Genomic DNA, 22,119 nt, shown 5'->3' on the forward strand with positions numbered 1-22,119 from the left:
CATTGTCGTCGTCGCAAAGTCCGCTCAGCTCCGTTTCCGCCTGCGGCGAAAACTGCGCCCGCTCCCTTGCTCCTCCTCTCCCCACCGCGCGGGGCGCGGCGGGGGCCCCTTTAGGTCTTGCCAAAAGAGAAACGGGCCGTGCACGGTCCAAAGAGAAAAAACGCTACGGCGGGTCGGTCTGCGCAAGCGCAGCCCTCCTGCCGCCGGCGGGGGATGGCTGGCGGTCCCTTGCGGTAGTCAGAGACGGAAACGCGTTGCCCTTGGGGTGACTTTGGGCCCGGGGAAGTCTGGGATACACCCTGCGCCGCTTTTCGCTGCCGCTGGCTTGGTGGTTGATGGGGCTTCTGCAACGGGCCGATGAAGACATCGGCCCCTACGGGAACGCGGAAAGCCATAGTCCTGCCGTAGGGGCGGATGCCCACATCCGCCCGCTGGTACAGACCCCCACGACCGCCAGGGCAGCGCGTAGCGAAGCGGAACGCGCGGAAAGAGAAGCTGGTCAAATGCGTTCTTGCACCCCGACCAACCACCGCACCCGCGCCGCGGGAATCCGCCATCAAGCCTGTACCGCACCACGCCGCGCCCGTCGGACAGTCCCCGTAAACCCGCAGGCACCATCTCACGCCGACCCCCGTCGCGCGCGGAGGGCCACTGCACCGGAGCGCGTCAAAGCGCCTTTTTCTCTTACACCGGGCGCGGCGCGTTCTCTTTTTGGGCAAGACCAAAAAGAGAATGGGGGGCGCATCCCCCCCGTGGAAACGGCCCCCCTGCGGGAGCAGCCCCAGTGGCCGCTGTTCAGCGGCAGGAAAAGAAAACGGACCGCCTTTCGGCGGTCCAAACGCCCCCTTATGCCCGGGGATGGGCCTTCTGATACACATCCTTCAGCTGCCGCTTTACCACATGGGTGTAGATTTGGGTGGACGAGATGTCCGCATGGCCCAGCATCTCCTGAATGGAACGCAGGTCCGCCCCGTTCTCCAGCAGATGGACGGCGAAGGAGTGGCGCAGGGTGTGGGGCGTGATGTCCTTCTCGATCCCCGCCTTTTCCTGATAGTGCTTGATGATTTTCCAGAACCCCTGACGGCTCATGCGCTCGCCGTTCATATTCACGAACAGGGCCTGCTCGTCCCCGTCTGCGATCAGCTGGGGGCGGATGTCCCGCACATAGTCCTGCAGGGCCTTCACGGCGGTGTGGTACAGGGGGATGATCCGCTCCTTGCCCCGGCTGGCGCAGCGAAGAAAACCAGCAGACAAGTTCAAATCGTCCAGGTCCAGAGAGATCAGCTCACTGACCCGGATGCCGGTAGCATACAACAGCTCCAGCATGGCGTGGTCCCGATAGCCCTTGGCGTCCACGCACTGGGGCTGCTCCAGAAACAACTCCACCTCTTTGCTGGTGAGGATCTCCGGATACTTCCGCTCCGCCCGGTCTGCCGTGATCCCCTTTGCAGGGTTTGCGGCAACAGCCCCGCTGAAGAGCAGATAGCTGTAAAACGCTTTGACGGAAGCCAGGAATCGGGTCACCGACGCGGCAGATTTTCCCCGCCCGCGCATCCAGCTCATATAGTCCTGGATCATCTCACCGTCCGCCTGCCGCAGGCCGCAGCCCTGGTGTTCCGCCAGATACTCGGAAAACTGGGTCACATCCCGCAGGTAGGAGGCGATGGTGTTCTGGGAGGCATGCCGCTCCTCTGCCAGATAGATCCCGAACTCTGCAATGTCATCTCTTGCCAAGGGTGCTCCCCTCCCTCTCTCTTTCTCTCTAACCCAGGATCCGCTCCAGCAGCAGCCGCAGCAGCACCGGGGACAGCAGCAGATCTCCACACACACCCGCCAGCAGCGCCAGGCAACAGGCGCCGAATCGGGCCCAGCAGGCCCGGCCATAGACCACAGGGGCAGTCCGCCGTCCACTCCCAAAGGACACGGCCGCCAGCCCTGCCGCCGTCCCCCAGGAGGACGCCGCCAGCAGGAAATAGCAGGGCATGGTCACCAGACACCGCAGGCCGAACACCGCCATCGCCAGCAACACGCCGTCGGTCCCGAAGGCGGCTGTAAAGCAGCACACGGAAAAAGACAGAAAAAAACCATAGGCCGCCGTCACACCGGGCAGCAGCACCACCCCGATGGAGGCGAACCCCAGCAGAAACGCCATCAGCGGATACCGGAAGTAAATCACCAGTGCTGACAAGACCGTCCGGGCGGTTGGGGCCCCTCCGCCCCCTAACTGCATGTAATCCTCCAGATACCGCCGCAGCTCGTCCCCTGTGGCGTCCGGTACACGACCTGACAGGACCTGTCCCAAAAAGATGCCGGCCAGAAAGAACAGGGCCAGCAACAGCAGGCGGGGCAGCATGGGCAGCTGGACCGGCGTCCGCTTCGTCAATCTTCTCGTGTTCAATCCGCCTCACCTCACCGCATCCTATGCGGGGGCAGGCGGATTTATGTGACGGTTGACGTAAACTTTGTCTTGTACTAACTATAGTTGAATTTGCCGGTTTTCGCAAGGAATTTACAAGAAATTTCCGTTTTTTGTGAGTTATGACAAAAACTTATGTAAACCGTATTATGTAAACATTATAAAGCATCCCTCTCCTTGGCAGCTTTCAGGATAGAAAAAGAACAATATGTTGTAGACATAAAAACGGCGGCGCCCCAATATTTGCCGCCGCCGCTCCCCCTCCTGTTGAGGTGCCAAACCAGCGGCAATCTCCCAAATGCAAGAGGACAGATCTGTATTTTTGGTGAATTTCACAAGCGGACTTTTTCCTTTTTCCGGACTGGCTGGACCCGCTTCCCTCCTTTCCGACGTCTGCGGCGGCCGCCCAGCACACCGGCCAGCAGACCGCCGCCTGCTCCGCACAGCAGCAGCAGACCGCCCCGGCCCAGCCACGAGATCTGTTTCCAGCAGAGCAGACTCACGACGATCAGCACTGCCAGAAAACCTGCGGCACACACCAGGGCACTGGGCAGGCTGCCCCAGGGAGACCGGCGGGTACAGGTCAGCCCCCCCAGACAGGCAGACAGGCAGCATCCCGCCGCCAGGACCGGAAAAGCCCCCGCCTCCGGCAGCACCGCCTTCACCAGCAGCAGCGAGGCCAGCACCGTTACCAGCAGATATACCCCCAGAGACAGGGCCACCCCCTGCACAAACACCATCCAGAGCGCAGTGTCCTTCTTCCGCCCATTTCCCATAAAAAACCCCTCCCCTGTCAAGCTCTGTTGGAGCATATGACGGGGGAGGGTGTTTTTATGATGAGGTCAGTCCTTCTTTTCCTCTTCTGCGGGAGCAGCCGGCTCATCCGCAGGCTTTTCGGGGATCTCCTCGGTCTCCTTGACCTCGTCCTTCTTCTCCTCATCCTTCTTCTTGGAAGTCTGAGTGTCGCTGGACTGGACACCGGTGGTAGAGACAGCCCACTTGGTCAGCTCCATACGGACCCGGTCATCACTGGTCTCGATGACGATGGTATCAGGCTTCACCGTGACGATCTTACCCACGATACCGCCGATGGTGGTGATGGTATCGCCCTTCTTCAGACTGTCCCGCATGGCCTGAGCCTGCTTTTTGCGCTTGTTCTCCGGGCGGATCAGCATGAAATAGAAGACCGCAAAGAGAACGACCAGCATAATGATGGAGGAAGCACCTTCCATGTTCGCAAAACTCCTTTTCGTTTCAAAGTCAGAATGACAACATTATAGCAGATATGCCAGCTTTTGCAAGGGGGTCACGCGCGTTTTTCCAAATTTCCGCTGTAACGGGCCCGGAAGTCGGCGAATGTCCCCTCGTCCAGGGCCTGGCGGATGTGGGCGGCCAGCTCGTTGTAGAACCACAGATTGTGCAGCACCGCCAGCCGCAGGGCCAGCACCTCGTCCGCCTTGAACAGGTGCCGGAGGTAGGCCCGGGAGAAGCGGCGGCACACCGGGCAGCCGCAGCTCTCACTGATGGGGCGGGGGTCTGTGGCGTACTTTTCATTGAGGATGTTCACCGTGCCCTCCCAGGTGAAGAGTTTGCCGTGACGACCGTTGCGGGAGGGCATGACGCAGTCGAAGAAGTCCACGCCCCGGGCCACGGCCTCGATGATGTTGCTGGGGGTGCCCACGCCCATGAGATAGCGGGGCCTGTCCGCAGGCATGTGGGGCTCCACTGCCTCGATGATCTCGTACATGACCTCCGCCGGTTCCCCCACCGCGAGACCCCCGATGGCATAGCCGTCGCAGTCCAGCTTGGCGATTTCCTTCATGTGCCACACCCGCAGGTCCGGAAACGTGGCTCCCTGATTGATACCGAAGAGCATCTGTCCCGGGTTCACCGTGTCCGGCAGGCTGTTGAGTCGCTCATGCTCCGCCTTGCACCGCTCCAGCCAGCGGGCGGTGCGCTCACAGCTGGCCTTGGCGTATTCATAGGTGGCGGGATTCTCCACGCACTCATCAAAGGCCATGGCGATGTCGCTGCCCAGGTTGGACTGGATCCGCATGGACTCCTCCGGCCCCATGAAGATCTTTCTCCCGTCGATGTGGGAGGCGAAGGTGACGCCCTCCTCCCGGATCTTCCGCAGGGACGCCAGGGAGAACACCTGAAACCCGCCGGAGTCTGTCAGGATGGGGCCGTCCCAGTCCATGAACTTGTGGAGGCCGCCCATCTGCCGAACGATCTGATCGCCGGGCCGCAGATGGAGATGGTAGGTGTTGCTGAGTTCGATCTGGCACCCCACCTCCTTCAAATCGTGGGCGGAAACGCCGCCCTTAATGGCCCCCTGGGTACCCACGTTCATGAACACCGGCGTCTGGACCACGCCGCCGTGAGCACAGGAGAATTCGCCGCGTCGGGCGCGGCCCTCGGTCTTGAGCACTCTGAACATCCAGTGATCTCCTTATATCGAAATATATCTATTCTATACTGAGGACGCCTGTTCCATTAAACTGGGCGTCCGGGTCCCGCCGGAGGTGCCGCAAGGTGCGGGCCGCCGAGCGGCGGCCCGGATTATCCCGGGCGGCAGAGCGCCGTTCCTGCGCACGGTTCCAGTCTGCCGAACTCAAAAAGCGCCCACCCTCGCAGGGGACGTCTCAAAGCATCTCCTTGATCTCCTCACAGAAGCTGGCTGCGGACTCTGTGTCCCGCATCACCAAAAAAGCCGTGTCATCCCCTGCCAGGGACCCCAGCATGAAGGTGATATCCATGTCATCCAGAGCGGCGCACGCGGCGCTGGCCAGACCCGGCATGGTCTTGACCACCACGATGTTCTGGGCGCTGTCGATGCTGGTAATGCTCTGGCGGAAGATGGTCCGCAGCTTCTCTGCAAAGTTCAGCTTCGTCCGATTGCCGGACACCGCGTATTTGTACATTCCGCGGCCCACCGGCTCCTTGATGAGGTGCATCTGCTTGATGTCCCGGGAGATGGTGGCTTGGGTGCTGGTGATGCCCCGTTCCTGGAGCCGGGAGAGCAGCTGCTCCTGGGTCTCGATATTCTCCTGGCTGATGATCTCCAGGATCATGCTCTGCCGGTCATTTTTCATCATCAAATCCTCCTGGAAGCATTTTTTGTGCGAAGATCTCACAAAAACTCCGCTCGGACAGGCGCACCAGCTTCACCACATGCTTGGACCGGCGGACCTGTACCTTGTCATCGGCCTTCAGTGCAAAGGCCCGGCTCTCGTCCACGAACAGATACACCGGCTTGCGGCCGTTGCGCTCCAGTTCGATGGTCAGCGTGTGCTCCGGAGACAGCACATAGGACGAAAACCGCATATTGTGGGTGCAGATGGGACAGACCACCATGGTCTGGGCCACCGGCTCCACCACCGGCCCTCCGGCGGAGAGCGAGTAGGCCGTGGACCCGGTGGGGGTGGCCACGATGACGCCGTCCCCTGCAATGTCCGCCAGGTGCCGGCCGTCGGAGGAGATTTTCAAATGGATCACATGGGAGATGGGGCCCTCCCGGATCACCGCGTCGTTGAGACCCAGGTTCGTGTAGATCTGGCGGCCCTCCCGCTGGACGGAGACGTCCAGCATCATCCGCTGCTCCGTCTGGAAGTCCCAGTCCTTCAGCTTCCGCAGGGCCTCCAGCTCTCCGGCCTCCAGCTCCGCGATGAAGCCCAGCCCCCCCATGTTGATGCCCAGCACCGGGATCTTGTTCAGGGCCACCAGCTTGGCCAGGTGCAGGATGGTGCCGTCCCCGCCGAAGGTGATCAGCAGGTCGGCGGTCTTCAGCTCCGCCGTCAGGGGCCGGGTCTTGTAGTCGCCGTAGGCGCCGTCCTTCTGGTCCTTGAAGGGGGGGCACACCACCGTCTGGAACCCCATCTCCCGCAGGATGGCATCCGCCCGGCGGGTGGCCTCCATGCCCCGGTCCCGGTTGGGATTGGGGCAGAGGATGATCTTTTTCATGTGGTGCCTCCCTCTCCGTGCTCTTTCAGGGTCTGGTGGGACTCTTCCACCAGGGCCTTGAGGTCAAATGTGCGCTCCTGCCAGGGGCCCTTCTCCAGATACCCCAGGTACTCGATGTTCCCCTCCGGGCCGCGGATGGGAGAGTACGTCAATCCAAGGACTGTAAAGCCGGATTCCTTCGCATAGTCCAGGAAGTGCTCCAGCACCTCCAGGTGGACGTCTGGGTCCCGGACCACGCCCTTCTTCCCCACCTTCTCCCGGCCGGCCTCGAACTGGGGCTTTACCAGGCAGGCGGCGTGGCCGCCGTCCTTCAGAAGGCCGTTCAGGGGCGGCAGGATCAGCTTCAGGGAGATGAAGCTCACGTCCACAGAGGCGAAGTCCAGCTCATCTGGTACCTGCTCATGGGTCAGATACCGGGCGTTGGTCCGCTCCAGGCACACCACCCGGGGATCGCTGCGGAGCTTCCAGGCCAGCTGGCCGTAGCCCACATCCACGGCGTAAACCTTTTCCGCACCGTTCTGCAGCATGCAGTCGGTAAAGCCGCCGGTGGAAGCCCCGATATCGGCGCAGACCGCGCCGTGAAGGTCGATGGGGAAGGTCGCCATGGCCTTTTCCAGCTTTAGCCCGCCACGGCTCACATAGGCCAGTGTGCCGCCCCGGATCTCGATCTGGGCGTCCTCCGCCACGGCGGTGCCGGGCTTGTCCACCCGCTGGCCGTTGACAAAGACCTCGCCGCTCATGATGACCGCCTGGGCCCTCTGGCGGCTCTCCTGAAGGCCCCGCTCCGTCAACAGGACGTCCAGCCGTTTCTTTCCGCTCATGTACTCGCCTCCCAAACCGCCCGGGCGATGCCCTCGGCGTCGATCCCGGCCTTATGCTGCAACTGGGGCACTGTCCCCTCCGGCAGGAAGGCCTTGCCCAGATTGATCAATATCAGCTTCTCCGGTGCTGCTCCGTGCTGGGCCAGGATGGCCGCCACCCGCTGGCCCGCGCAGCCGGCGCCGAAGGCGTCCTCCGCCACCGCCAGCATCCGCTTGCCGGACAGCCAGGGCGCCAGCGTCTCATACTCCAGGGGGGAGATCTGATTCAGCTTCAGCACCTCCGCCTGGATGCCACGCTCCGCCAGCAGGTCCGCCGCCTCCAGCGCCTGGTTCACCAGCACGCCGTAGGTCAGGATGGCGGCGTCCGCCCCCCTCCGGAGCCGGACCACCGGCTGACCGGATCGGTCCTCCCGATAGGCGCCTTCGCCGCCACGGGGATACCGGACCGCCACAGGGCCGGCGATCTCAAACAGCGCCTGCCGCACCATCTTCCGCAGTTCGGCAAAGCTGGCGGGGCACAGCACGGTGAATCCGGGGATCTCCGACAGGAACAGGGCGTCAAAGCAGCCGTGGTGGGTCTCGCCGTCGGCGCCCACCAGGCCCGCCCGGTCCACCCCCAGCACCACGTGGAGCTGCTGGAGAGCCACGTCGTGGATCAGCTGGTCATAGCCCCGCTGCAGGAAGGAGGAGTACACGGCAAACACCGGGATCATCCCCTGCTTGGCAAGGCCCGCCGCCATGGCCACTCCGTGCCCCTCGGCGATGGCCACGTCGAAGAACCGGTCCGGAAACTCTTTGGCAAAGGGAGCCAGACCCGTGCCGTCCGCCATGGCGGCAGTGATGGCGCAGACCCGCCCGTCCTCGGCGGCGCAGGCGGCCAATGTCCTGCCGAACACGGCGGAGAAGTCGTCTCCGCCCTTCTTTTTCAAGAGACCCGTCTCGGGATCGAAGGGGCCTATACCGTGGAACTTGTCGGGATTCTGCTCTGCAAAGGAGTAGCCCTTTCCCTTCACCGTCTTCACATGGACCACAACCGGGCACCGGAGCTCCCGGGCCCACTCCAGAACGTGGACCAGGCGGTCCAGATCGTGGCCGTCGATGGGGCCCAGGTAGGTGAAGCCCATGTCCTCAAACAGGGTGCTTCCGGGCCACAGTGCTTTTTTCAGTGAGGTCTTGACCTTGTGGTTGAAGCGGTACAGCCGATTCTCCATGGGATGGGCTCCGAAGAGGCTCCGGTACCACTTCTTGAAATGGTAGTATGCGGGCTTGGAGCGGATCTGGCTCAGGTGGCTGTCCACTGCCCCCACGTTGGGATTGATGGACATGCCGTTGTCGTTGAGGATGACGATCAGCGGCTCTCTGCTGGCGCCGGCGTTGTTCAGCCCCTCATAGGCCAGCCCGCCGGTGAGGGCACCGTCCCCGATCAGGGCCAGGACGCTGTAGTCCTCATGCTGTAAAGTTCTGGCCCTTGCCATTCCGAGGGCCACAGACACGGAGTTTGAAGCGTGTCCGGCGATGAAGGCGTCGTGCTCGCTCTCCCGGGGCTTGGGGAAGCCGGAGAGGCCCCCGAACTGCCGCAGGGTGGAAAACAGCTCCTGCCGCCCGGTGAGAGCCTTGTGGACGTAGCATTGGTGGCCCACGTCGAACACCAGCCGGTCCCTGGACGTATCAAACACCCGGTGGATGGCCACTGTCAGCTCCACTGCCCCCAGGTTGGAGGCCAGGTGCCCGCCGGTCTGGGACACATGCTCCACCAGGAATTGCCGCAGCTCCCGGCACAGGGGCTCCAGCTGGTCCCGGTCCAGGGCTTTCACGTCCGCCGGGGCATGGATATTCTCTAAGATCAAGTCTGCCAGCCTCCTCTCAGCGGTGGAACAGGTGCAGAAACCGTCCCACCCAGTAGACCACGCTGGTGCTTTTGTTCAGGGCCACCGTCTTGCCCAGAGCCTTGCCGCCGATGGTGAGTCCGGACACCAGCGCCGTCACCGCCACGCTCAGCAGCACGCTCTCCGGCAGGCTGAAGGCCGCCTGGAGCCGCACCACGATCACGGCAGTGGTGGTGCCGCTGACGATGCCGCAGATGTCCCCCACCACGTCGTTGCAGACGCTGGATACCCGCCCGGCGTTCCGCAGCAGCATCAGCGCCTCCTTGGCTCCCGGCTCCTTGTGGGCGGCCATGGAGTGAAAGGGCCTGGGGTCCGCTGCTGTGACTGCCACGCCGATGATGTCGAACAGGATGCCCAGGCCGATAAACACCGCCAGCACCAGCCCGGCCGCCGCCGCGCCCGCTCCGCCAAGGCTCACCTCAGACGCCAGACTCAGCGCCGCCGACAGACAGATGGCAAGAAAAAAGACCTGTACGGCCCAACGGTAGGGGCCCGGTCGTTCCTTCGCCCGTCTGCGCTTTTGATTTGGGATATCGCTCAAAAAAGTCCCTCCACTTGGGAATGAATGCAATCGGCTAAGCCGGCGGCGGAAAAGGTAAATCTTACGGCTTAGGTACGGGTTGGATTTCCCCGCAGCACACCTCTCGTTGCCGATGGAGGCGGTTCCCCCTTCGGTGCTGCGGCACAGTGTCGCCAACTGTGCCACCCGATCGCCACTGAGTCCGCACTGCAATCCCTTTTCAGCCCGGTATGACAGCCTAGGTGTTTTCCACCCCAGTCGATCCGTCTCGTTAGCCTCTTTTGCAAACCGGGTTTCAGGAGGCGATCGGACGGCGGCTCTGGCCAGAGCGGCCGGTCCGTTGTTCCCCCATCCACCCGCCTCACGCAAGGCAGGCTACGTCTGCACACAGCGTTACGGCCCCGCAGGACCGATGCACCGCACTGCAGGTTCATCAGCTGCTTCGTACGCGGGCCGGAATACCACACTGGGAGTACGTCCGCGCACAAGAACAGGTCTCCACGGAAACAGGGTCGTCATCACCATGCCATTGGAAAGCGCCCTGAGTCCGCAAGCGCAGGCAAAGCCAGGCTTCCCCCCAGCACCCACCCGAAACTGGGCGTATCAAGCAGGCACCAGAGGTTTCATCGGTGTGCCCTTCAGAGGATTTTTAGCCCCTCCTTCGGAGACGGATGATCTGACTAGAATACTGCGCCGCCGCTTAGCGCCAATCAGTATAACACAAATCTAATAAATATACAACATATTCCGTATATGCATTGGTAAATTTTTTGTGACCTGCAAGGCTGTCTGCCGCGGATGAACAGGCAGAAAAGAGGCCGCCCGCAGGCGGCCCCAGGTCCTCTTCACTTGTTCCGCTCCGCCAGGGAGTCCGCCAGGGCGGCCAGGAAACCGTCCGCGTCAAAGTCCGCCACCGCGGCCTTGGCCGCCTCCGTATGGGCGCGGACTGCCCGGTCACAGCCGCTGAGCCCCAGCAGGTCCACGAAGGTGACCTTCCCCTCCTCTTTGTCGGAGCCGATGGGTTTGCCGAACTCCTCCGCGTCGCCGCACACGTCCAGCATGTCGTCCCGGATCTGGAAGGCCAGGCCCAGCTCCTGGGCGTAGACGTGGGCGGCGGCCATCAGGTCCTCCCCGCCGCCGGCGGCGGCCACGCCGAGACGGCAGGCCCCGGCAATCATGGCCCCGGTCTTGAGGCGGTGGACCTCCGTCACCTCCGCCTCTGTCCGGGGGGCGTGGAGGGTGTCCAGCACCTGGCCCGCCACCATGCCGTCCGCGCCGGAGGCTTCTGACAGGATGCGGCCGCAGATGGCCCGGCGGCCGTCGTCCAGCCCCGGCGCCGTCAGGATCAGGCGGTATGCCTCCGGCTGGAGGGCGTCTCCTGCCAGAACGGCCAGCGTCTCGCCGTAGACCTTGTGGTTGGTGGGCTTGCCCCGGCGCAGGTCGTCGTTGTCCATGCAGGGCAGGTCGTCGTGGATCAGGGAATAGGTGTGGACCAGCTCCAATGCGCAGGCCACGGGCAGGGCCGTCTCCCAGTCCGCAAGGCCCGCCAGCCGTGCAAACTCCAGCGTCAGCACCGGCCGGATCCGCTTGCCCCCCGCCAGCAGGCTGTACCGCATGGACTCGTACAGGTCCCGCCAGTCCGGCTTTCCGGCAAAGAGCGTCTCCAGATACGATTCCACCGCCGTCCGGTACGCCTCGTACCGGGTCTGGAACACCTGTTCGGTCATGGCTGGGCCTCCTCTCCGAAGGGCAGCTCCAACGGCGCGCCGTCGGGGCCCTTCATCAGCTTGACCACCTTCTGCTCCGCCGCGTCCAGCTCCTTGGAGCAGGCGGCGATCAGCTTCGTCCCCTCCTCGAACAACGCCAGGGAGTCCGCCAGGGGAGCGTCTCCCTTCTCCAGGGCCGCCACGATCTCCTCCAGCCGGGCGATCTCCTGCTCAAACGTCTGTTTCTTTGCGCTCATGACCGTTCCTCCTTCGTATAGGGCTTGTCCACCACGGCGGTGAAGCCGCCCTCTCCCAGGGTGACGGACACCCGGCTGCCCGGTGCCGTCTCCCGATAGCTTTTCAAGATCCTGCCGTTTTCATCCCGGGCCACGGCATAGCCCCGGCCCAGCACCGCCAGGGGGCTCATGGCGTCCAGGGACGCCGCCAGGGCCGCAAATTTTTGCCGGTGACGGGCCAGCACTGCGCCGGTCACGTCCCCCAGCCGCTGCTGCAGGTGGTCCAGATCCAGCCGCTTGTCCTGGACGTAGGCCAGGCCGTCGGTCATCACCCGCTTGGACGCCAGGGCGGTGAGCCGCTGGCGGGCGGCCTCCAGCCGCTGCGTCTCGCTCTGGGCCATCCGCTCCCCGGCGCCCCGGAGCCACCGCAGCAGCTCCACCTGGTCCGGCACGGCGATCTCCGCCGCGTTGGAGGGGGTGGATGCCCGCGCGTCCGCCACGAAGTCGGCGATGGTCACGTCCGGCTCGTGACCCACGGCGGAGATGACGGGAGTCTCGCAGTCGTAGATGGCCCGGGCCACCCGCTCGTCGTTGAAGGACCACAGGTCCTCCATGGACCCGCCGCCCCGGCCGGTGATGATGACGTCCCCGATCTTCCACTTGTCCGCGTACCGGATGGCCCCCACGATCTCCGGCGGGGCCTCGGGCCCCTGGACCCGCACCGGCAGCAGGATCACCTTGGCGATGGGGTACCGCCGCCGGAGGATGCGGATCATGTCGTGGACCGCCGCCCCGGCGCCGGAGGTAACGATGGCGATCCTCTCCGGATAGGGCGGCAGGGGCTTTTTGTGGGCGGGGTCGAACAATCCCTCCTTCCACAGCTTCTCCTTCAGCTGCTGGAAGGCTACCGCCAGGTCCCCCACCCCCTCCGGGATCAGGGTGTCGCAGTAGAGCTGATAGGCCCCGTCCCGGGGAAACACAGTGATGCGGCCGGAGACCACGGCCTTCATGCCGTTCTCCGGCCGGAACCGGAGGCGGGAGGCCTGTCCCCGGAACATGACACACCGGAGGGCCCCCTCGCTGTCCTTCAGGGTGAAATAGTGGTGGCCGGAGGGGTAGATCTTGTAGTTGGACAGCTCCCCCCGGACGGCGACGCCCTGTAAAGCCGGTGTACTGTCCAGAAGGCTCTTCACCAGCTGATTCACCTCTGTGACGCCGTAGATATGTGGTTCCATACGCGTTTGCTCCTTGGCTTGTGCGGGCAGAAAACGAGGAGCCGGACGGCGGCGTCACGCCCCCGTCCCGCTCCGCAGGACTGCCCTTATTCCGCTGTCTCCTGGCGCACGAAGGTGCCCAGGATGCCGTTGATGAACTTCACCGTCTCCGGTGTCTCGTACTTCTTGGCGATCTCCACCGCCTCGTTGATGGAGGCGCCGTGGGGGATGTCCGGCATGTACAAGATCTCGTACATGGCCACCCGCATGATGGCGGAGGCCACCAGGGGGATCCGGGCAAAGCTCCACCCCTTGGAATATTTGGCGATATACCCGTCCAGCTCCGGGGCGTGATCGGCCACGCCCCGCACCAGGCGGCGGATGTAGTCCGCCTGCTTGGCATTGGGCGTCTCCTGATACAGCGGGTCCTCCTCCGCCAGGGCGGCGAAGGACTCCGGTGTCAGGCGCTCGTCCAGCAGCTCCTCCACCGACTTGTCGGTGAAGCTCAGCTCATAGGACAGGTGAACGGCGATCTCTCGTGCGGTGTTCCGTACCATAACCTCAACTACGTCCTTTTCTCTCTCTCATTCCCGCCCGGGCCCTCAGGCCAAGGTCACGCCGCCCACGTGGATGTTGACGGCCTCTACCGAGCAGCCGGTCATGGCCTCCACCGCGCCGATGACGGCCTTCTGGGCGTTCTCCGCCACCTCGGGGATGGGGTGGCCGTACTCCACCGTCAGATAGATGTCCAGCACCAGAGCGGCGCCGGTCATGTCGATCTTCACGCCTTTGGCCACCTTCTGGGCGTTCTTCTTGTTGGTGACCAGGTCGGTCACGCTGCCGCCCATGGCAGTCATCATGCCGGACACGCCCTCCACGTCCCGGACGGCGCCCACGGCGATGGCCGCGATGACCTCCTCGGAAATGTTGATGCTCCCGTTCTCCTCCGGCAGCGTCATATACTCTTTGCTCTCGCCCATCGTAAGCCTCTCCTTAGTCGTTTGATCCTTGGTAGAGGCGGGATGATCCCGCCGCGTCCCAGGAGAATGGTTCCAGGCCATTATTCTACCATGTTTCCCGGGAAAATACAACAGCTAATTTGAGGCCATGATCTTGATGCCGCTGGCGGGATAGCCGGTCTCCGTCATGGCGATGTCGGTGATCTTGGCCACGTCCTCCGCCGTCAGCTCGCCGGTGCCGGTGTCCACCACCACGCTGATGCTGTCCTCCCCCATGAAGGCCACGCAGTCGGCGTAGCCCTTGGCGGTCACCAGGTTCTCGATCTGGGCCTCCTTCATGGTGTAGCCCGCCAGCACGGCGATGCCCTCAGAGGCCTCGTTGGCCACGGACGTGTCGGCACCGGGCTGGTCCGCCGCCTCCTGCAGCAGGGAGATGGCGTTGTCCCGGGCCTGCTGCCGCGTCAGCCGGGCGGAGGCGAAGTAGTCGTCTCCGGTGTACACCGCCTCCTCATCCGCCGCGGCTTCACCGCCGTCCTCCTGGCCGCTGACCAGGGTTGCCTCCCCCAGGATCTTGGTGCCGGTCTCCTCCACGGTCTCCGCCGCCTGCTCGCCGGTGTACTTCCAGTTCAGCGCCACGGCGGCGCACACCAGCAGCGCCATGGTCACCACCACGGCATTCCGTTTCCATCTCGCGCTCATAGGCTTCTTCCTCCTCCAGATCATCACTGCGATTTTGCCACGGTGATGCGGTCTGCGGAAAGGCCGGTCAGCGCGGCCACCGCCTCCGTCACCGCCAGCTTCACGTCCGCCCGGTCTCCCCCCTGGCACACCACCAGGGCCCCCCGGTAGGTGGGATACACCGTCCGGGTCACCACCGGTGTCTCGGCGCTGCCGCCGTCCACCAGCACGGTCTGGGAGGAACGGGAATAGTCCTCCGGCGCCGCCGTGGAGCCGCTGTAGGACAGCTCCGAGTCCTCCGCCAGCTGCCGCTCGCCGTCCGAGTCCACCGTCAGCAGCACCCGGACCTCCCCCACGCCCTGGATGCGGCCCAGGATGTCCTCCATCTCCTCCTGGAGCTCTGCTTGAACGGCTGAGACTGCCTGGGGTGAAGTCCGCTCCGCCGTCTCTTCTCTCCCGCTGGGCCATAGCAGCAGCAGTACGCCCGCCAGGGCTACCAGTGCCACGAATTTGTACTTGTCCCATATCCTTCGCACTCCTTCAGTCTTCTGTGTTCCGCTCATGCCAAACCTGCCTCTCCGCCGGGATGCCCAGTTCTGTCTCCAGAGCGGACGCAAGCGCCTCCGACCGCGCCCCCGCCAGCTCCGCGGACCAGGGGACCGGGACGCCGTCCTCGCCGGTCCGGGTCTCCACCCGGACGGTCACCTCCGCTCCCAGCTCGCCCGCTTTGTTCAATATATATGCTTCGGTCTGCTCCGCTATGATAGAAGCCATGGCCTCTGTCTGCGTGTCCGCCAGCTCCGCCTGCCGCTCCTCCACCGCCGTCTGGTAGTCGGAAAGATCGAGCGCCAGCCGGTCCAGGTCCGCCCCCAGCACCGGCTGCAGCAGCACCAGCAGCAGGATGAGCCCGCCGGTGAAGCCCGCCGCCTTCCGCACGGTGCCCGGCGGGATCAGGCTCTGGGCCGCCGACAGCAGCACCGACACCAGCACCACGGAGGTCAGCCACACCCGCACCGCCTCCATCATGGCATCACCGCCCCCACGGAGGCCAGCACGGAGATGAGCAGCAGCAGCGCGCAGCTGCCGGTCATGCCCAGGATGAGCCCGAAGGCGCCTCCCAGCCCGTCGATGAGCTTGCACAGCCCCGGCGCCCCCACCACGGAGGCCAGGTACGCCGTCCCCTTGTACAGCAGGTACTGGACCCCCAGCTGCAGAAAGGGATAGGCGCAGGCCGCCAGGATGGCCAGCATTCCGAAGACGCCGATGGTGTTCTTCAGCATACCGGCCCCGGCCAGCACCGTCTCCGACGCGTCGGCGATGATCCCGCCCACCACCGGCACCACGCCGGAGATGGCGGCCTTGGTCACCTTCACCGTGGCGCTGTCCGCGGAGCCGGAGATGATCCGCACCACGGAGAGGTACACGGTGAACACCAGCAGCGCCGTGGTGAGCAGCCAGGTCACCAGCTTCTTCAGCCCCTCGGCGATGGCCCCCAGCCGGTTTTCCGGCAGGCAGGCCGCCGCCGTCAGCAGGCCGATGTACAGGTACACCAGGGGCAGCAGCAGCTCCCGGATCAGCCGCAGCAGCAGGTCCACGAAGAACACGGTGGACACCTGCTGCACCGTGGCGGTGGTGATGGCTCCGCTGGCCGCCGTGGCCGTCGCCAGGGTGGGCAACAGCGCCTGGGAGAAGTCCGCCAGCTCCCCGATGGTCTGGCTGCCCAGGCCCATCAGGGTGTCCAGGCTCCCGGCGGAGGCCAGGGTGATGGACAGCGCCCCCGCCATGGGCAGAAACGCCGCGCCCTTTCCCTGGATGCCCTGGGCGAAGCCCTCCACCGCGCCGCAAAGGACCACCACCAGCAGCACTGCCGCCGCGCCCCGGGTCCGCTCACGGACCACGTCTCCCACCTGGTCCGCCAGCCGGGAGAGGATATTCCCCACGCCCTGGGCAAAGCCTGTCCCGCCAGAGAGGTCCCCGTCCGCCAGGTCCTCCGCCGCCTCCGGGGCGGCGCGCTCCAGGTCTGCCGGCAGGTCCGACGCCCTGGCGGAGGTGGTCAGCGCCAGCACCAGCGCCGCCAAACAGATCCACCATTTCATCCCATCAGCTCCATCAGCATGTCCAGCACCGCCCGCAGCAGCGGCAGGGCCGCCAGCAGGGCGCAGAGGGTCCCCGCTGTCTCCACCACGGAGGCCAGGGCGCTCTCGCCCGCGTCCCGGCAGAGATTTCCCCCCACCTGCACCACCAGGGCGATGCCGATGGTCTTGTACAGGGGCGTGAACAGGTCCGGCGGCACGCCGCTGCCTGCGGCCAGTTCCTCCAGGAAGGCCAACAGCTCCTCCACGACGCCTGCCAGCGCCAGGGCCACCACCACGGCGGCCCCCACCGCCAGCAGCAGCGCCGTCTCCGGACTGCCCCGCTTCACCACCAGGGCCAGCAGCGCCCCCACCACGCACAGCCCCGTCACCTGGATGACCTGCTCCATGTCAGAAGTCGAACAGGGACTTGATGAGGTCGAACAGGTCGCTGATCTCCTGCACCATCAGCATCAGTACGCACACCAGCCCCGCCAGCACCACCATCAGCCCCTGCTCCTCCCGGCCCGAGCGGATCAGCAGCTGGTTCAGCACCGCCACCAGAATGCCGATGGCGGCGATCTTGAAAATCAAATCCACTTCCATGTGTCGTCCTCATCAAATCAGTAAGATCACCAGCAGCGCCGCGCCGGAGAGCCACAGCGCCGCGGACCGCTTCTCCGTCTCCTGTCGGCGGTCTCGGGTGAGCTCCAGGTCCTTCCGCAGCGATTTGTTGGTAAGTAAGATTGCTTTACAGATATTCTCCTCATCTCCCTGGAGCGCGTCTCCCATGGCTGCCAGGGCCTGCCGGTCCTCCAGGCGCAGGGGCAGGGCCTCGGCGGCGGAGCGCCAGCTCTGCCCCAGGGGGGCGCCCCGGGCCAGCGACGATGCCACGGAGGTACAGAACGCCCGGACGTCCGCCGTCCGGTCCCGGCCCAGCGTCCCCAACAGCCGGGGCAGGCTGGTCCGGCGGAGCCGGATCTCCTCCGCCATGCGGTCCAGCAGGGCGATGAGGTCCGCCAGCGTGTCCAATTCCCGCCTGCGCTCCGCCAGCCCCCGCCGCCAGGCCCAGGCGCCGGCCCCCAGGATGCACGCCGCCCCCAGCAGCTTCACCATGGCAGTTCCTCCACTTCATACGTCCTTCCGCTTCCCTCCCGGCGGATGCAGACCGCCAGGCGGAACACCCCCTCCGCCAGCAGCTGCCGGTACAGCGGCCGCTGGTCCAGCTGCTCCGCATCGGCGGCGTGGATGGTGGCCAGCAGCCCCACGCCGCAGCCGGCGGCCTGGACGGCGGCCCGCAGGTCCGCCTCCGCCGTGATCTCGTCCACGGCGATGACCTGGGGGTTCATGGCCCGCAGGGCCATTGGAATGCCCAGAGCCTTGGGACAGGCGTCCAGCACATCGGTCCGGAGGCCCACATCCATTTGGGGCGCGCCCCGGACCATCACCGCCACCTCCCCCCGCTCGTCGATGAGGGAGACCCGCAGGCCCGGTCGTCCCGCCCCCCCTGTGGAGAGGCACCGGACCAGGTCCCGCAGCAGCGTGGTCTTGCCGCCCCCCGGCGGGGACAGCAGCAGGGTATTCTGATACCGCCCCGCCTGGAACAGCCGGGGGACGATGTCCTCTCCCACGCCCCGCCGCTCCCGGGCGATGCGGACGGCGGCGGAGGACAGATCCCGCAGGGCGGTGTTCTCCCCGCCCTTCATCACCGCCGTGCCGCACAGCCCCACCCGGAAGCCGCCCCGGACGGCCAGATACCCCTCCCGCAGGGTCTCCGCCGCCGCGTAGCGGGAGTAGTCCGTGGCCAGGTCGCAGAGGTCCTCCAGGTCCTCCGTCGTCACGGCATCCCCAAGAGACCGCTCCCCCTCCGGCAGCAGCACCGCCAGCGGCCGCCCCGCCCGGAGGCGGAACTCCTCCGCCAGCCGTCGCACCTCCGGCGGCTGGGCCAGTGCCAGGCTCCGCAGCCGGCCCGGCAGCACCCGGGCCGCCTCCTCGTACCGGCGGATGGCCGTCTCGTCCTCCATGGGCAGCGCCCCCTTTCGTAACACGCTATACTCTATGAGAGGTTGTCCCCGGATATGACTGCCGGTCCCTAAAAAAGGGACAGGCTTGTAAAAATGGAAAGTAAGCTTGACATGAGGGCGGACCTGTGCTATGTTGATAATGGAAAGCAAACTTTCCGTCTGTTGTGAGGCGGATGGAGCGGGAGAGGAGGCGGACGCACTTGAAAAACCGGTTGGAAGCACTGCGCAAGGCCCGGGGCATCAAGCAGGAGGAGCTGGCGGAGGCGCTGGAGGTGTCCCGCCAGACCATCGGGTCCCTGGAGAACGGGCGGTACAACCCCTCCATCCTGCTGGCCTTCAAAATCGCCCGGTACTTCGGCACCACCATTGAGGACATTTTCATCTATGAGGAGGGGGAGACATGAAGCGGAAGAGACTTTTAATCGCTCTGCTGGTCATCGGCGTTGTGCTGTGGTGGTTTGGCTTTTACGTGACGTCCTTTATTCCGGATGATGTCCGTCGGTTTCTCATCTACGCAGGCCCAGTGATCATCGGCATATGCGCAGGACGCCTTCACCGTCTGCGGCGGCTGGCCAGAGATCCCGCTCTGCGCCGGAAGGATGCGGCGCAGAATGATGAGCGGAACATGGCCATCCAGAATCAAGCCGGAATGATCGCCGGCGGGGTCATAGTCATTTTGCTCTCATTTTCCGCTATGGCATTTTCCCTCATTACGAGCCTGGGCGTACCGGAATGGATCTCTTACTTTCTTTTTGGAATCTGTGTATGTTATTTGCTGTTGTATGAGATCCTGTACCAATGGCTCCAGCGGAAGATGTGAGGAGGTTTTGTCATGAATCGCAATCAGAAAAAGCGCCTGTTTCAGCTCCTGCTGGCGGGCGGGTATCGTCCTGCTGGCCCTGGCCGTTCTGCTGGACGGCCGGGTCTCCGACGCTTTGGGCGGGATGCTCTGCGGCATAGGCTCCGGCCTGCTAGCCATGTCAGGGTCCACCCTGCTGAACCTCCGCCACGAGGCGAAGCACCCGGAGATGGCCCGGCAGCACGACATCGAACAAAAAGACGAGCGGAACGTGGCCATCCGGAACCGGGCCAAGGCCGTGTCCGGCGAGGCGCTCCAGTGGAGCGTCCTGGCGGCGGCGTGGCTTTCCATCGGCCTGGACGCGCCGCTGTGGGTGCCCCTGGCCGCCACCGGCGTGTTCGTGGCCAAATCCATATTGGAGCTGTATCTCATGGTCCGCTATGAGCGGGAGATGTAAAGGGGGTTCCGAGATGAAAAAGCGTTGGTATCTGCTGATGATAGCGGCGGGACTCCTGCTTTGCGCAGTCTCCATCCGATTCTTCCAGCGGCTCCCCAAGCCCGTCTTTGCCCTGGTGGCGGCGGGTGGCTCCGTGCTGGTGGGCGGCTCCCTCGGCTCCCTGCTGTGCCGGGGCTTTCAGGTACAAGATCCGGTACTCGTTCAGGCTTACAAGGAACAGCTCGACGAGCGGAACACCATGATCAATGAAAAGGCTTCGGCCCGGGCCGCCCGGATCGTCCAGTATTCCATCCTGTATTTTGGCCTGGCTTACGCCCGCTTTCTGGATCTGCCCATGTGGATCACCTGGGGTCTGATCGGTTTCTGTCTCATATGGGCCCTCCTGGAATATGGCCTTACCATCTGGTACCGGCATAGGATGTAGCAAAGCAGGGGCCCCGGCAGTATGCCGGGGCCCCGCCGCGCTGCCGCTCACTTGCAGCAGCACTGGATGTCGTCGCAGCTCTCAGGGGCCTTGACGGTGTTGGGCGGGAAGAACTCGCCCACCGGGAAGGAGATGTTCCGGAACAGGGCACAGGGGTCCTCGCATCCGTCGCCGCAGGCACACTCCTTGTCGGGCATGCAGTAGTCGTACACCGGCACCAGCAGCTGGGTGTCCCGCTCCAGCCGGACGATGGAGAACTGACCCAGGGTCACATAGATCCTCCGGCTGTCGTCCCCGCTGGAGAGCTCACCGCCGAAGCAGTCGTTGACAAAGGACGGCACCTCGCACAGGTCGCAGTCGCACTCCCGTTTGCCGCAGCAGTCCAGGATGCGGGCATCCAGCACGATGGGATCCACAGCCTCCACCACGGCGATGGGGGCGTTGGCCCGCTGCATCATCTGGGGATCCGGGCCGCCGGCCGCCATCTGGGAGGAGAAGATCTTGGCGCTCCCCTCGCTGCCGAACAGGATGGCCCGCTTGTCAAAGACGCACAGGCCCTCCACCGTCACCGGGACCGGGCAGCTGAGATAGGCCTGGAGGGTGACATGGTAGAAGAAGCGCATATCCACAGTGTAAAAGCCCCGGTTGAAGCTGACGGGCTCCACGTCCACATACACGTACAGCAGTCTGGCGCTGCCGCCCTTCACAGACAGGGCGCGGTTGATGGTATCCACACACTGCAGCTTGGGGTAAAACCGCAGGTCCTCGATGCAGTCCTTGTCGCGGCAGGAATCATAGATCTTCCTGGTATGGATGCAAACCGCCTCCCGGATGCCGCAGGAGTCTCCCACGGGACCGGGCATCACTTTCTCAGGCATTGCAATACCTCCTAATAAGTAGCTGGTGAAAGAGAAGCTCTTTCAGTCCAGTGTATGCAGCCTGCCGCCAATGGTGCGGCGTAGAAATTCGGACTATACAAACCCGGCGGTCTTGGGGTATAATACAAATGTATGCAATTCCCATCGGCCAAGGAGGTGCCGCCTGTGCCCGGCTTTATTCATGACAAGCTGGAGATCAAATTCCTGATCCTGTACATCACTGCCCGGGTGATCGAACCGATCCCCTTTGATACAGTGTGGGACCTGGCCATGTGCGACGAGGGCGTGGATTACTTTGACTTCTCCGAGTGCCTGGCGGACCTGGTAAAGACCGGACATCTGACGCTGTCGGCGGACGGGCTGTATGCCATCACGGACAAGGGGCTGCGGAACAGTCAGATCTGTGAGTCCAGCCTTCCCTACTCCGTGCGGCTGCGGTGCGACAAGAATCTGTCCGCCTGCAACCGCCATCTGCGGCGGAAGAGCCAGGTAAAAGCCTCCACGGAGAAGCGGCCCAACGGCACCTATACGGTGCGGCTGGAGCTGTCGGACGACATGGGCAGCGTGATGGATCTGCGTCTGGCCATCCCCCGGGAGGACATGGCCGCCATGCTGACAGAGCGGTTCCGGAAGTCCCCGGAGCGGCTGTACGGTGAGATCATGCGGGCCCTGATGTCCTCTGAGCCGGAGGAAGAAACGCTGTAATTCCCAACAACAAAATTGAGGAGGTTTTCACTTTGCCGCTTATGTTTCTGACCGCCGTCGGCGCGTTCATCGTGGGGCTGACCGTACGGCTCATCTTCCAGCGCCTCCGCCGTCCTTGGATCGTGACGCTGGTGCTGCTGCTTCCTGCGATCTTCTACGGATGCATCTATCTGCTGCAGTCCCCCACCCAGGGGGTGCTGGACTCCCTGCTGTGGGCCGGTCCCATGGCCGCCGGCGGAGTAATCGCTGAGATCGCCTTCCGGCGTGGGTGAGTCCACGAGATCGGAGGTCCTTATGGATGTTGCAAGTATCCTGATAATCGCCGTCTGCGGCGCCAGAAGATCTCATAAAAAGAAAGACG

The 22,119-nt window shown here is 64.2% G+C and carries 30 protein-coding genes; 6 read left to right on the forward strand and 24 right to left on the reverse strand.

From position 1 onward, the window contains the following. Positions 1 to 846: 846 nt before the first annotated feature. The 23 genes from xerD to H9X91_RS06250 form a co-directional block, all read right to left on the reverse strand. Positions 847 to 1,734: a site-specific tyrosine recombinase XerD gene (gene xerD, locus H9X91_RS06140; protein ID WP_207754348.1), complete on the reverse strand. Its 888-nt coding sequence runs from the start codon at positions 1,732 to 1,734 to the stop codon at positions 847 to 849. Positions 1,735 to 1,762: 28 nt separating this feature from the next. After that, entirely contained in the window at positions 1,763 to 2,398 is a 636-nt protein-coding gene (locus H9X91_RS06145) for a stage II sporulation protein M (protein WP_243414456.1), read from the reverse strand. A gap of 350 nt (positions 2,399 to 2,748) precedes the next feature. Further along, on the reverse strand, positions 2,749 to 3,192 hold the full coding sequence (locus H9X91_RS06150) for a YrzE family protein (RefSeq protein WP_204803590.1): 444 nt from the start codon (positions 3,190 to 3,192) through the stop codon (positions 2,749 to 2,751). 66 nt (positions 3,193 to 3,258) lie between these two features. Further along, entirely contained in the window at positions 3,259 to 3,648 is a 390-nt protein-coding gene (gene yajC, locus H9X91_RS06155) for a preprotein translocase subunit YajC (RefSeq protein ID WP_204803592.1), read from the reverse strand. A 74-nt stretch (positions 3,649 to 3,722) separates the two neighbouring features. Then, entirely contained in the window at positions 3,723 to 4,856 is a 1,134-nt protein-coding gene (tgt, locus tag H9X91_RS06160; protein WP_204803594.1) for a tRNA guanosine(34) transglycosylase Tgt, read from the reverse strand. 205 nt (positions 4,857 to 5,061) lie between these two features. Further along, entirely contained in the window at positions 5,062 to 5,514 is a 453-nt protein-coding gene (gene argR / locus H9X91_RS06165; RefSeq protein ID WP_338111952.1) for an arginine repressor, read from the reverse strand. After that, positions 5,501 to 6,379, reverse strand: coding sequence for an NAD(+)/NADH kinase (locus H9X91_RS06170; protein WP_204803596.1), 879 nt, complete (start codon positions 6,377 to 6,379; stop codon positions 5,501 to 5,503). Before H9X91_RS06170 ends, argR begins: the two co-directional genes overlap by 14 nt. Then, positions 6,376 to 7,200 carry a TlyA family RNA methyltransferase gene (locus H9X91_RS06175; protein WP_204803598.1) on the reverse strand — a complete coding sequence of 275 codons (825 nt, stop codon included), beginning with the start codon at positions 7,198 to 7,200 and terminating at the stop codon, positions 6,376 to 6,378. Before H9X91_RS06175 ends, H9X91_RS06170 begins: the two co-directional genes overlap by 4 nt. Continuing rightward, the gene (dxs, locus tag H9X91_RS06180; RefSeq protein ID WP_204803600.1) at positions 7,197 to 9,047 is read right to left on the reverse strand and encodes a 1-deoxy-D-xylulose-5-phosphate synthase; all 1,851 of its coding nucleotides are present in this window, start codon (positions 9,045 to 9,047) and stop codon (positions 7,197 to 7,199) included. The genes H9X91_RS06175 and dxs overlap by 4 nt, the downstream gene beginning before the upstream one ends. A gap of 16 nt (positions 9,048 to 9,063) precedes the next feature. Further along, positions 9,064 to 9,627 (reverse strand): CNNM domain-containing protein, encoded by a 564-nt coding sequence (locus H9X91_RS06185; protein ID WP_207754349.1) that lies wholly within the window; start codon positions 9,625 to 9,627, stop codon positions 9,064 to 9,066. An 824-nt stretch (positions 9,628 to 10,451) separates the two neighbouring features. After that, complete coding sequence (locus H9X91_RS06190; RefSeq protein WP_204803602.1) at positions 10,452 to 11,333, reverse strand: polyprenyl synthetase family protein; 882 nt, start codon at positions 11,331 to 11,333, stop codon at positions 10,452 to 10,454. Then, complete coding sequence (gene xseB, locus H9X91_RS06195; RefSeq protein WP_204803604.1) at positions 11,330 to 11,569, reverse strand: exodeoxyribonuclease VII small subunit; 240 nt, start codon at positions 11,567 to 11,569, stop codon at positions 11,330 to 11,332. Before xseB ends, H9X91_RS06190 begins: the two co-directional genes overlap by 4 nt. Next, entirely contained in the window at positions 11,566 to 12,783 is a 1,218-nt protein-coding gene (gene xseA / locus H9X91_RS06200; RefSeq protein WP_204803606.1) for an exodeoxyribonuclease VII large subunit, read from the reverse strand. Before xseA ends, xseB begins: the two co-directional genes overlap by 4 nt. An 86-nt stretch (positions 12,784 to 12,869) precedes the next feature. Further along, positions 12,870 to 13,319: a transcription antitermination factor NusB gene (nusB, locus tag H9X91_RS06205; RefSeq protein WP_204803608.1), complete on the reverse strand. Its 450-nt coding sequence runs from the start codon at positions 13,317 to 13,319 to the stop codon at positions 12,870 to 12,872. Between the two features lie 45 nt (positions 13,320 to 13,364). Continuing rightward, the gene (locus H9X91_RS06210) at positions 13,365 to 13,742 is read right to left on the reverse strand and encodes an Asp23/Gls24 family envelope stress response protein (RefSeq protein ID WP_204803610.1); all 378 of its coding nucleotides are present in this window, start codon (positions 13,740 to 13,742) and stop codon (positions 13,365 to 13,367) included. A gap of 114 nt (positions 13,743 to 13,856) precedes the next feature. Next, positions 13,857 to 14,420, reverse strand: coding sequence for a SpoIIIAH-like family protein (locus tag H9X91_RS06215; RefSeq protein ID WP_204803612.1), 564 nt, complete (start codon positions 14,418 to 14,420; stop codon positions 13,857 to 13,859). 23 nt (positions 14,421 to 14,443) lie between these two features. After that, positions 14,444 to 14,935 carry a stage III sporulation protein AG gene (locus H9X91_RS14595; RefSeq protein WP_204803614.1) on the reverse strand — a complete coding sequence of 164 codons (492 nt, stop codon included), beginning with the start codon at positions 14,933 to 14,935 and terminating at the stop codon, positions 14,444 to 14,446. Between the two features lie 4 nt (positions 14,936 to 14,939). Then, positions 14,940 to 15,425 carry a stage III sporulation protein AF gene (locus tag H9X91_RS06225; protein WP_204803615.1) on the reverse strand — a complete coding sequence of 162 codons (486 nt, stop codon included), beginning with the start codon at positions 15,423 to 15,425 and terminating at the stop codon, positions 14,940 to 14,942. Next, positions 15,422 to 16,495 carry a stage III sporulation protein AE gene (locus tag H9X91_RS06230; RefSeq protein WP_204803616.1) on the reverse strand — a complete coding sequence of 358 codons (1,074 nt, stop codon included), beginning with the start codon at positions 16,493 to 16,495 and terminating at the stop codon, positions 15,422 to 15,424. Before H9X91_RS06230 ends, H9X91_RS06225 begins: the two co-directional genes overlap by 4 nt. After that, positions 16,492 to 16,881, reverse strand: coding sequence for a stage III sporulation AC/AD family protein (locus tag H9X91_RS06235; RefSeq protein WP_204803617.1), 390 nt, complete (start codon positions 16,879 to 16,881; stop codon positions 16,492 to 16,494). The genes H9X91_RS06230 and H9X91_RS06235 overlap by 4 nt, the downstream gene beginning before the upstream one ends. A gap of 1 nt (position 16,882) precedes the next feature. Beyond that, positions 16,883 to 17,077 (reverse strand): stage III sporulation protein AC, encoded by a 195-nt coding sequence (gene spoIIIAC / locus H9X91_RS06240; RefSeq protein WP_204803618.1) that lies wholly within the window; start codon positions 17,075 to 17,077, stop codon positions 16,883 to 16,885. A 12-nt stretch (positions 17,078 to 17,089) separates the two neighbouring features. Next, on the reverse strand, positions 17,090 to 17,587 hold the full coding sequence (locus H9X91_RS06245) for a stage III sporulation protein AB (protein WP_204803619.1): 498 nt from the start codon (positions 17,585 to 17,587) through the stop codon (positions 17,090 to 17,092). Next, positions 17,581 to 18,495: an ATPase, T2SS/T4P/T4SS family gene (locus tag H9X91_RS06250; RefSeq protein ID WP_204803620.1), complete on the reverse strand. Its 915-nt coding sequence runs from the start codon at positions 18,493 to 18,495 to the stop codon at positions 17,581 to 17,583. Before H9X91_RS06250 ends, H9X91_RS06245 begins: the two co-directional genes overlap by 7 nt. 200 nt (positions 18,496 to 18,695) lie before the next feature. Between H9X91_RS06250 and H9X91_RS06255 the strand changes: the two genes are divergently transcribed. The 4 genes from H9X91_RS06255 to H9X91_RS06270 all read left to right on the forward strand — a co-directional run bounded on the left by H9X91_RS06255 (position 18,696) and on the right by H9X91_RS06270 (position 20,175). Further along, positions 18,696 to 18,899: a helix-turn-helix transcriptional regulator gene (locus H9X91_RS06255; protein WP_204803622.1), complete on the forward strand. Its 204-nt coding sequence runs from the start codon at positions 18,696 to 18,698 to the stop codon at positions 18,897 to 18,899. Then, complete coding sequence (locus H9X91_RS06260; protein WP_204803624.1) at positions 18,896 to 19,315, forward strand: DUF2178 domain-containing protein; 420 nt, start codon at positions 18,896 to 18,898, stop codon at positions 19,313 to 19,315. The genes H9X91_RS06255 and H9X91_RS06260 overlap by 4 nt, the downstream gene beginning before the upstream one ends. A gap of 157 nt (positions 19,316 to 19,472) precedes the next feature. Continuing rightward, on the forward strand, positions 19,473 to 19,751 hold the full coding sequence (locus H9X91_RS06265) for a hypothetical protein (protein WP_204803626.1): 279 nt from the start codon (positions 19,473 to 19,475) through the stop codon (positions 19,749 to 19,751). Between the two features lie 13 nt (positions 19,752 to 19,764). Continuing rightward, entirely contained in the window at positions 19,765 to 20,175 is a 411-nt protein-coding gene (locus tag H9X91_RS06270; protein WP_204803627.1) for a DUF2178 domain-containing protein, read from the forward strand. 47 nt (positions 20,176 to 20,222) lie between these two features. Here H9X91_RS06270 and H9X91_RS06275 read toward each other — a convergent pair whose 3' ends face one another. Then, on the reverse strand, positions 20,223 to 21,053 hold the full coding sequence (locus H9X91_RS06275) for a hypothetical protein (protein WP_204803628.1): 831 nt from the start codon (positions 21,051 to 21,053) through the stop codon (positions 20,223 to 20,225). A gap of 165 nt (positions 21,054 to 21,218) precedes the next feature. On the opposite strand from H9X91_RS06275, the gene H9X91_RS06280 reads away from it, so the two are divergent. Beyond that, entirely contained in the window at positions 21,219 to 21,758 is a 540-nt protein-coding gene (locus tag H9X91_RS06280) for a DUF4364 family protein (RefSeq protein WP_295690970.1), read from the forward strand. Between the two features lie 32 nt (positions 21,759 to 21,790). Beyond that, entirely contained in the window at positions 21,791 to 22,030 is a 240-nt protein-coding gene (locus tag H9X91_RS06285; RefSeq protein WP_204803630.1) for a hypothetical protein, read from the forward strand. The last annotated feature ends 89 nt before the right edge of the window (positions 22,031 to 22,119 follow it).

Origin of the sequence: Oscillibacter valericigenes, from assembly GCF_016902445.1 — a bacterium.
Lineage (GTDB): Bacteria > Bacillota > Clostridia > Oscillospirales > Oscillospiraceae > Oscillibacter > Oscillibacter avistercoris.

Excerpts from the sequence above, each read along its gene's own strand:
- H9X91_RS06150 (WP_204803590.1), bottom strand. The coding sequence starts at position 3,192 with ATGGGAAATGGGCGGAAGAAGGACACTGCGCTCTGGATGGTGTTTGTG.
- yajC (WP_204803592.1), bottom strand. The coding sequence starts at position 3,648 with ATGGAAGGTGCTTCCTCCATCATTATGCTGGTCGTTCTCTTTGCGGTC.
- tgt (WP_204803594.1), bottom strand. The coding sequence starts at position 4,856 with ATGTTCAGAGTGCTCAAGACCGAGGGCCGCGCCCGACGCGGCGAATTC.
- argR (WP_338111952.1), bottom strand. The coding sequence starts at position 5,514 with ATGATGAAAAATGACCGGCAGAGCATGATCCTGGAGATCATCAGCCAG.
- H9X91_RS06170 (WP_204803596.1), bottom strand. The coding sequence starts at position 6,379 with ATGAAAAAGATCATCCTCTGCCCCAATCCCAACCGGGACCGGGGCATG.
- H9X91_RS06175 (WP_204803598.1), bottom strand. The coding sequence starts at position 7,200 with ATGAGCGGAAAGAAACGGCTGGACGTCCTGTTGACGGAGCGGGGCCTT.
- H9X91_RS06190 (WP_204803602.1), bottom strand. The coding sequence starts at position 11,333 with ATGACCGAACAGGTGTTCCAGACCCGGTACGAGGCGTACCGGACGGCG.
- xseB (WP_204803604.1), bottom strand. The coding sequence starts at position 11,569 with ATGAGCGCAAAGAAACAGACGTTTGAGCAGGAGATCGCCCGGCTGGAG.
- xseA (WP_204803606.1), bottom strand. The coding sequence starts at position 12,783 with ATGGAACCACATATCTACGGCGTCACAGAGGTGAATCAGCTGGTGAAG.
- nusB (WP_204803608.1), bottom strand. The coding sequence starts at position 13,319 with ATGGTACGGAACACCGCACGAGAGATCGCCGTTCACCTGTCCTATGAG.
- H9X91_RS06210 (WP_204803610.1), bottom strand. The coding sequence starts at position 13,742 with ATGGGCGAGAGCAAAGAGTATATGACGCTGCCGGAGGAGAACGGGAGC.
- H9X91_RS06215 (WP_204803612.1), bottom strand. The coding sequence starts at position 14,420 with ATGAGCGCGAGATGGAAACGGAATGCCGTGGTGGTGACCATGGCGCTG.
- H9X91_RS06225 (WP_204803615.1), bottom strand. The coding sequence starts at position 15,425 with ATGATGGAGGCGGTGCGGGTGTGGCTGACCTCCGTGGTGCTGGTGTCG.
- H9X91_RS06230 (WP_204803616.1), bottom strand. The coding sequence starts at position 16,495 with ATGAAATGGTGGATCTGTTTGGCGGCGCTGGTGCTGGCGCTGACCACC.
- H9X91_RS06235 (WP_204803617.1), bottom strand. The coding sequence starts at position 16,881 with ATGGAGCAGGTCATCCAGGTGACGGGGCTGTGCGTGGTGGGGGCGCTG.
- spoIIIAC (WP_204803618.1), bottom strand. The coding sequence starts at position 17,077 with ATGGAAGTGGATTTGATTTTCAAGATCGCCGCCATCGGCATTCTGGTG.
- H9X91_RS06245 (WP_204803619.1), bottom strand. The coding sequence starts at position 17,587 with ATGGTGAAGCTGCTGGGGGCGGCGTGCATCCTGGGGGCCGGCGCCTGG.
- H9X91_RS06250 (WP_204803620.1), bottom strand. The coding sequence starts at position 18,495 with ATGGAGGACGAGACGGCCATCCGCCGGTACGAGGAGGCGGCCCGGGTG.
- H9X91_RS06260 (WP_204803624.1), top strand. The coding sequence starts at position 18,896 with ATGAAGCGGAAGAGACTTTTAATCGCTCTGCTGGTCATCGGCGTTGTG.
- H9X91_RS06265 (WP_204803626.1), top strand. The coding sequence starts at position 19,473 with ATGTCAGGGTCCACCCTGCTGAACCTCCGCCACGAGGCGAAGCACCCG.
- H9X91_RS06270 (WP_204803627.1), top strand. The coding sequence starts at position 19,765 with ATGAAAAAGCGTTGGTATCTGCTGATGATAGCGGCGGGACTCCTGCTT.
- H9X91_RS06275 (WP_204803628.1), bottom strand. The coding sequence starts at position 21,053 with ATGCCTGAGAAAGTGATGCCCGGTCCCGTGGGAGACTCCTGCGGCATC.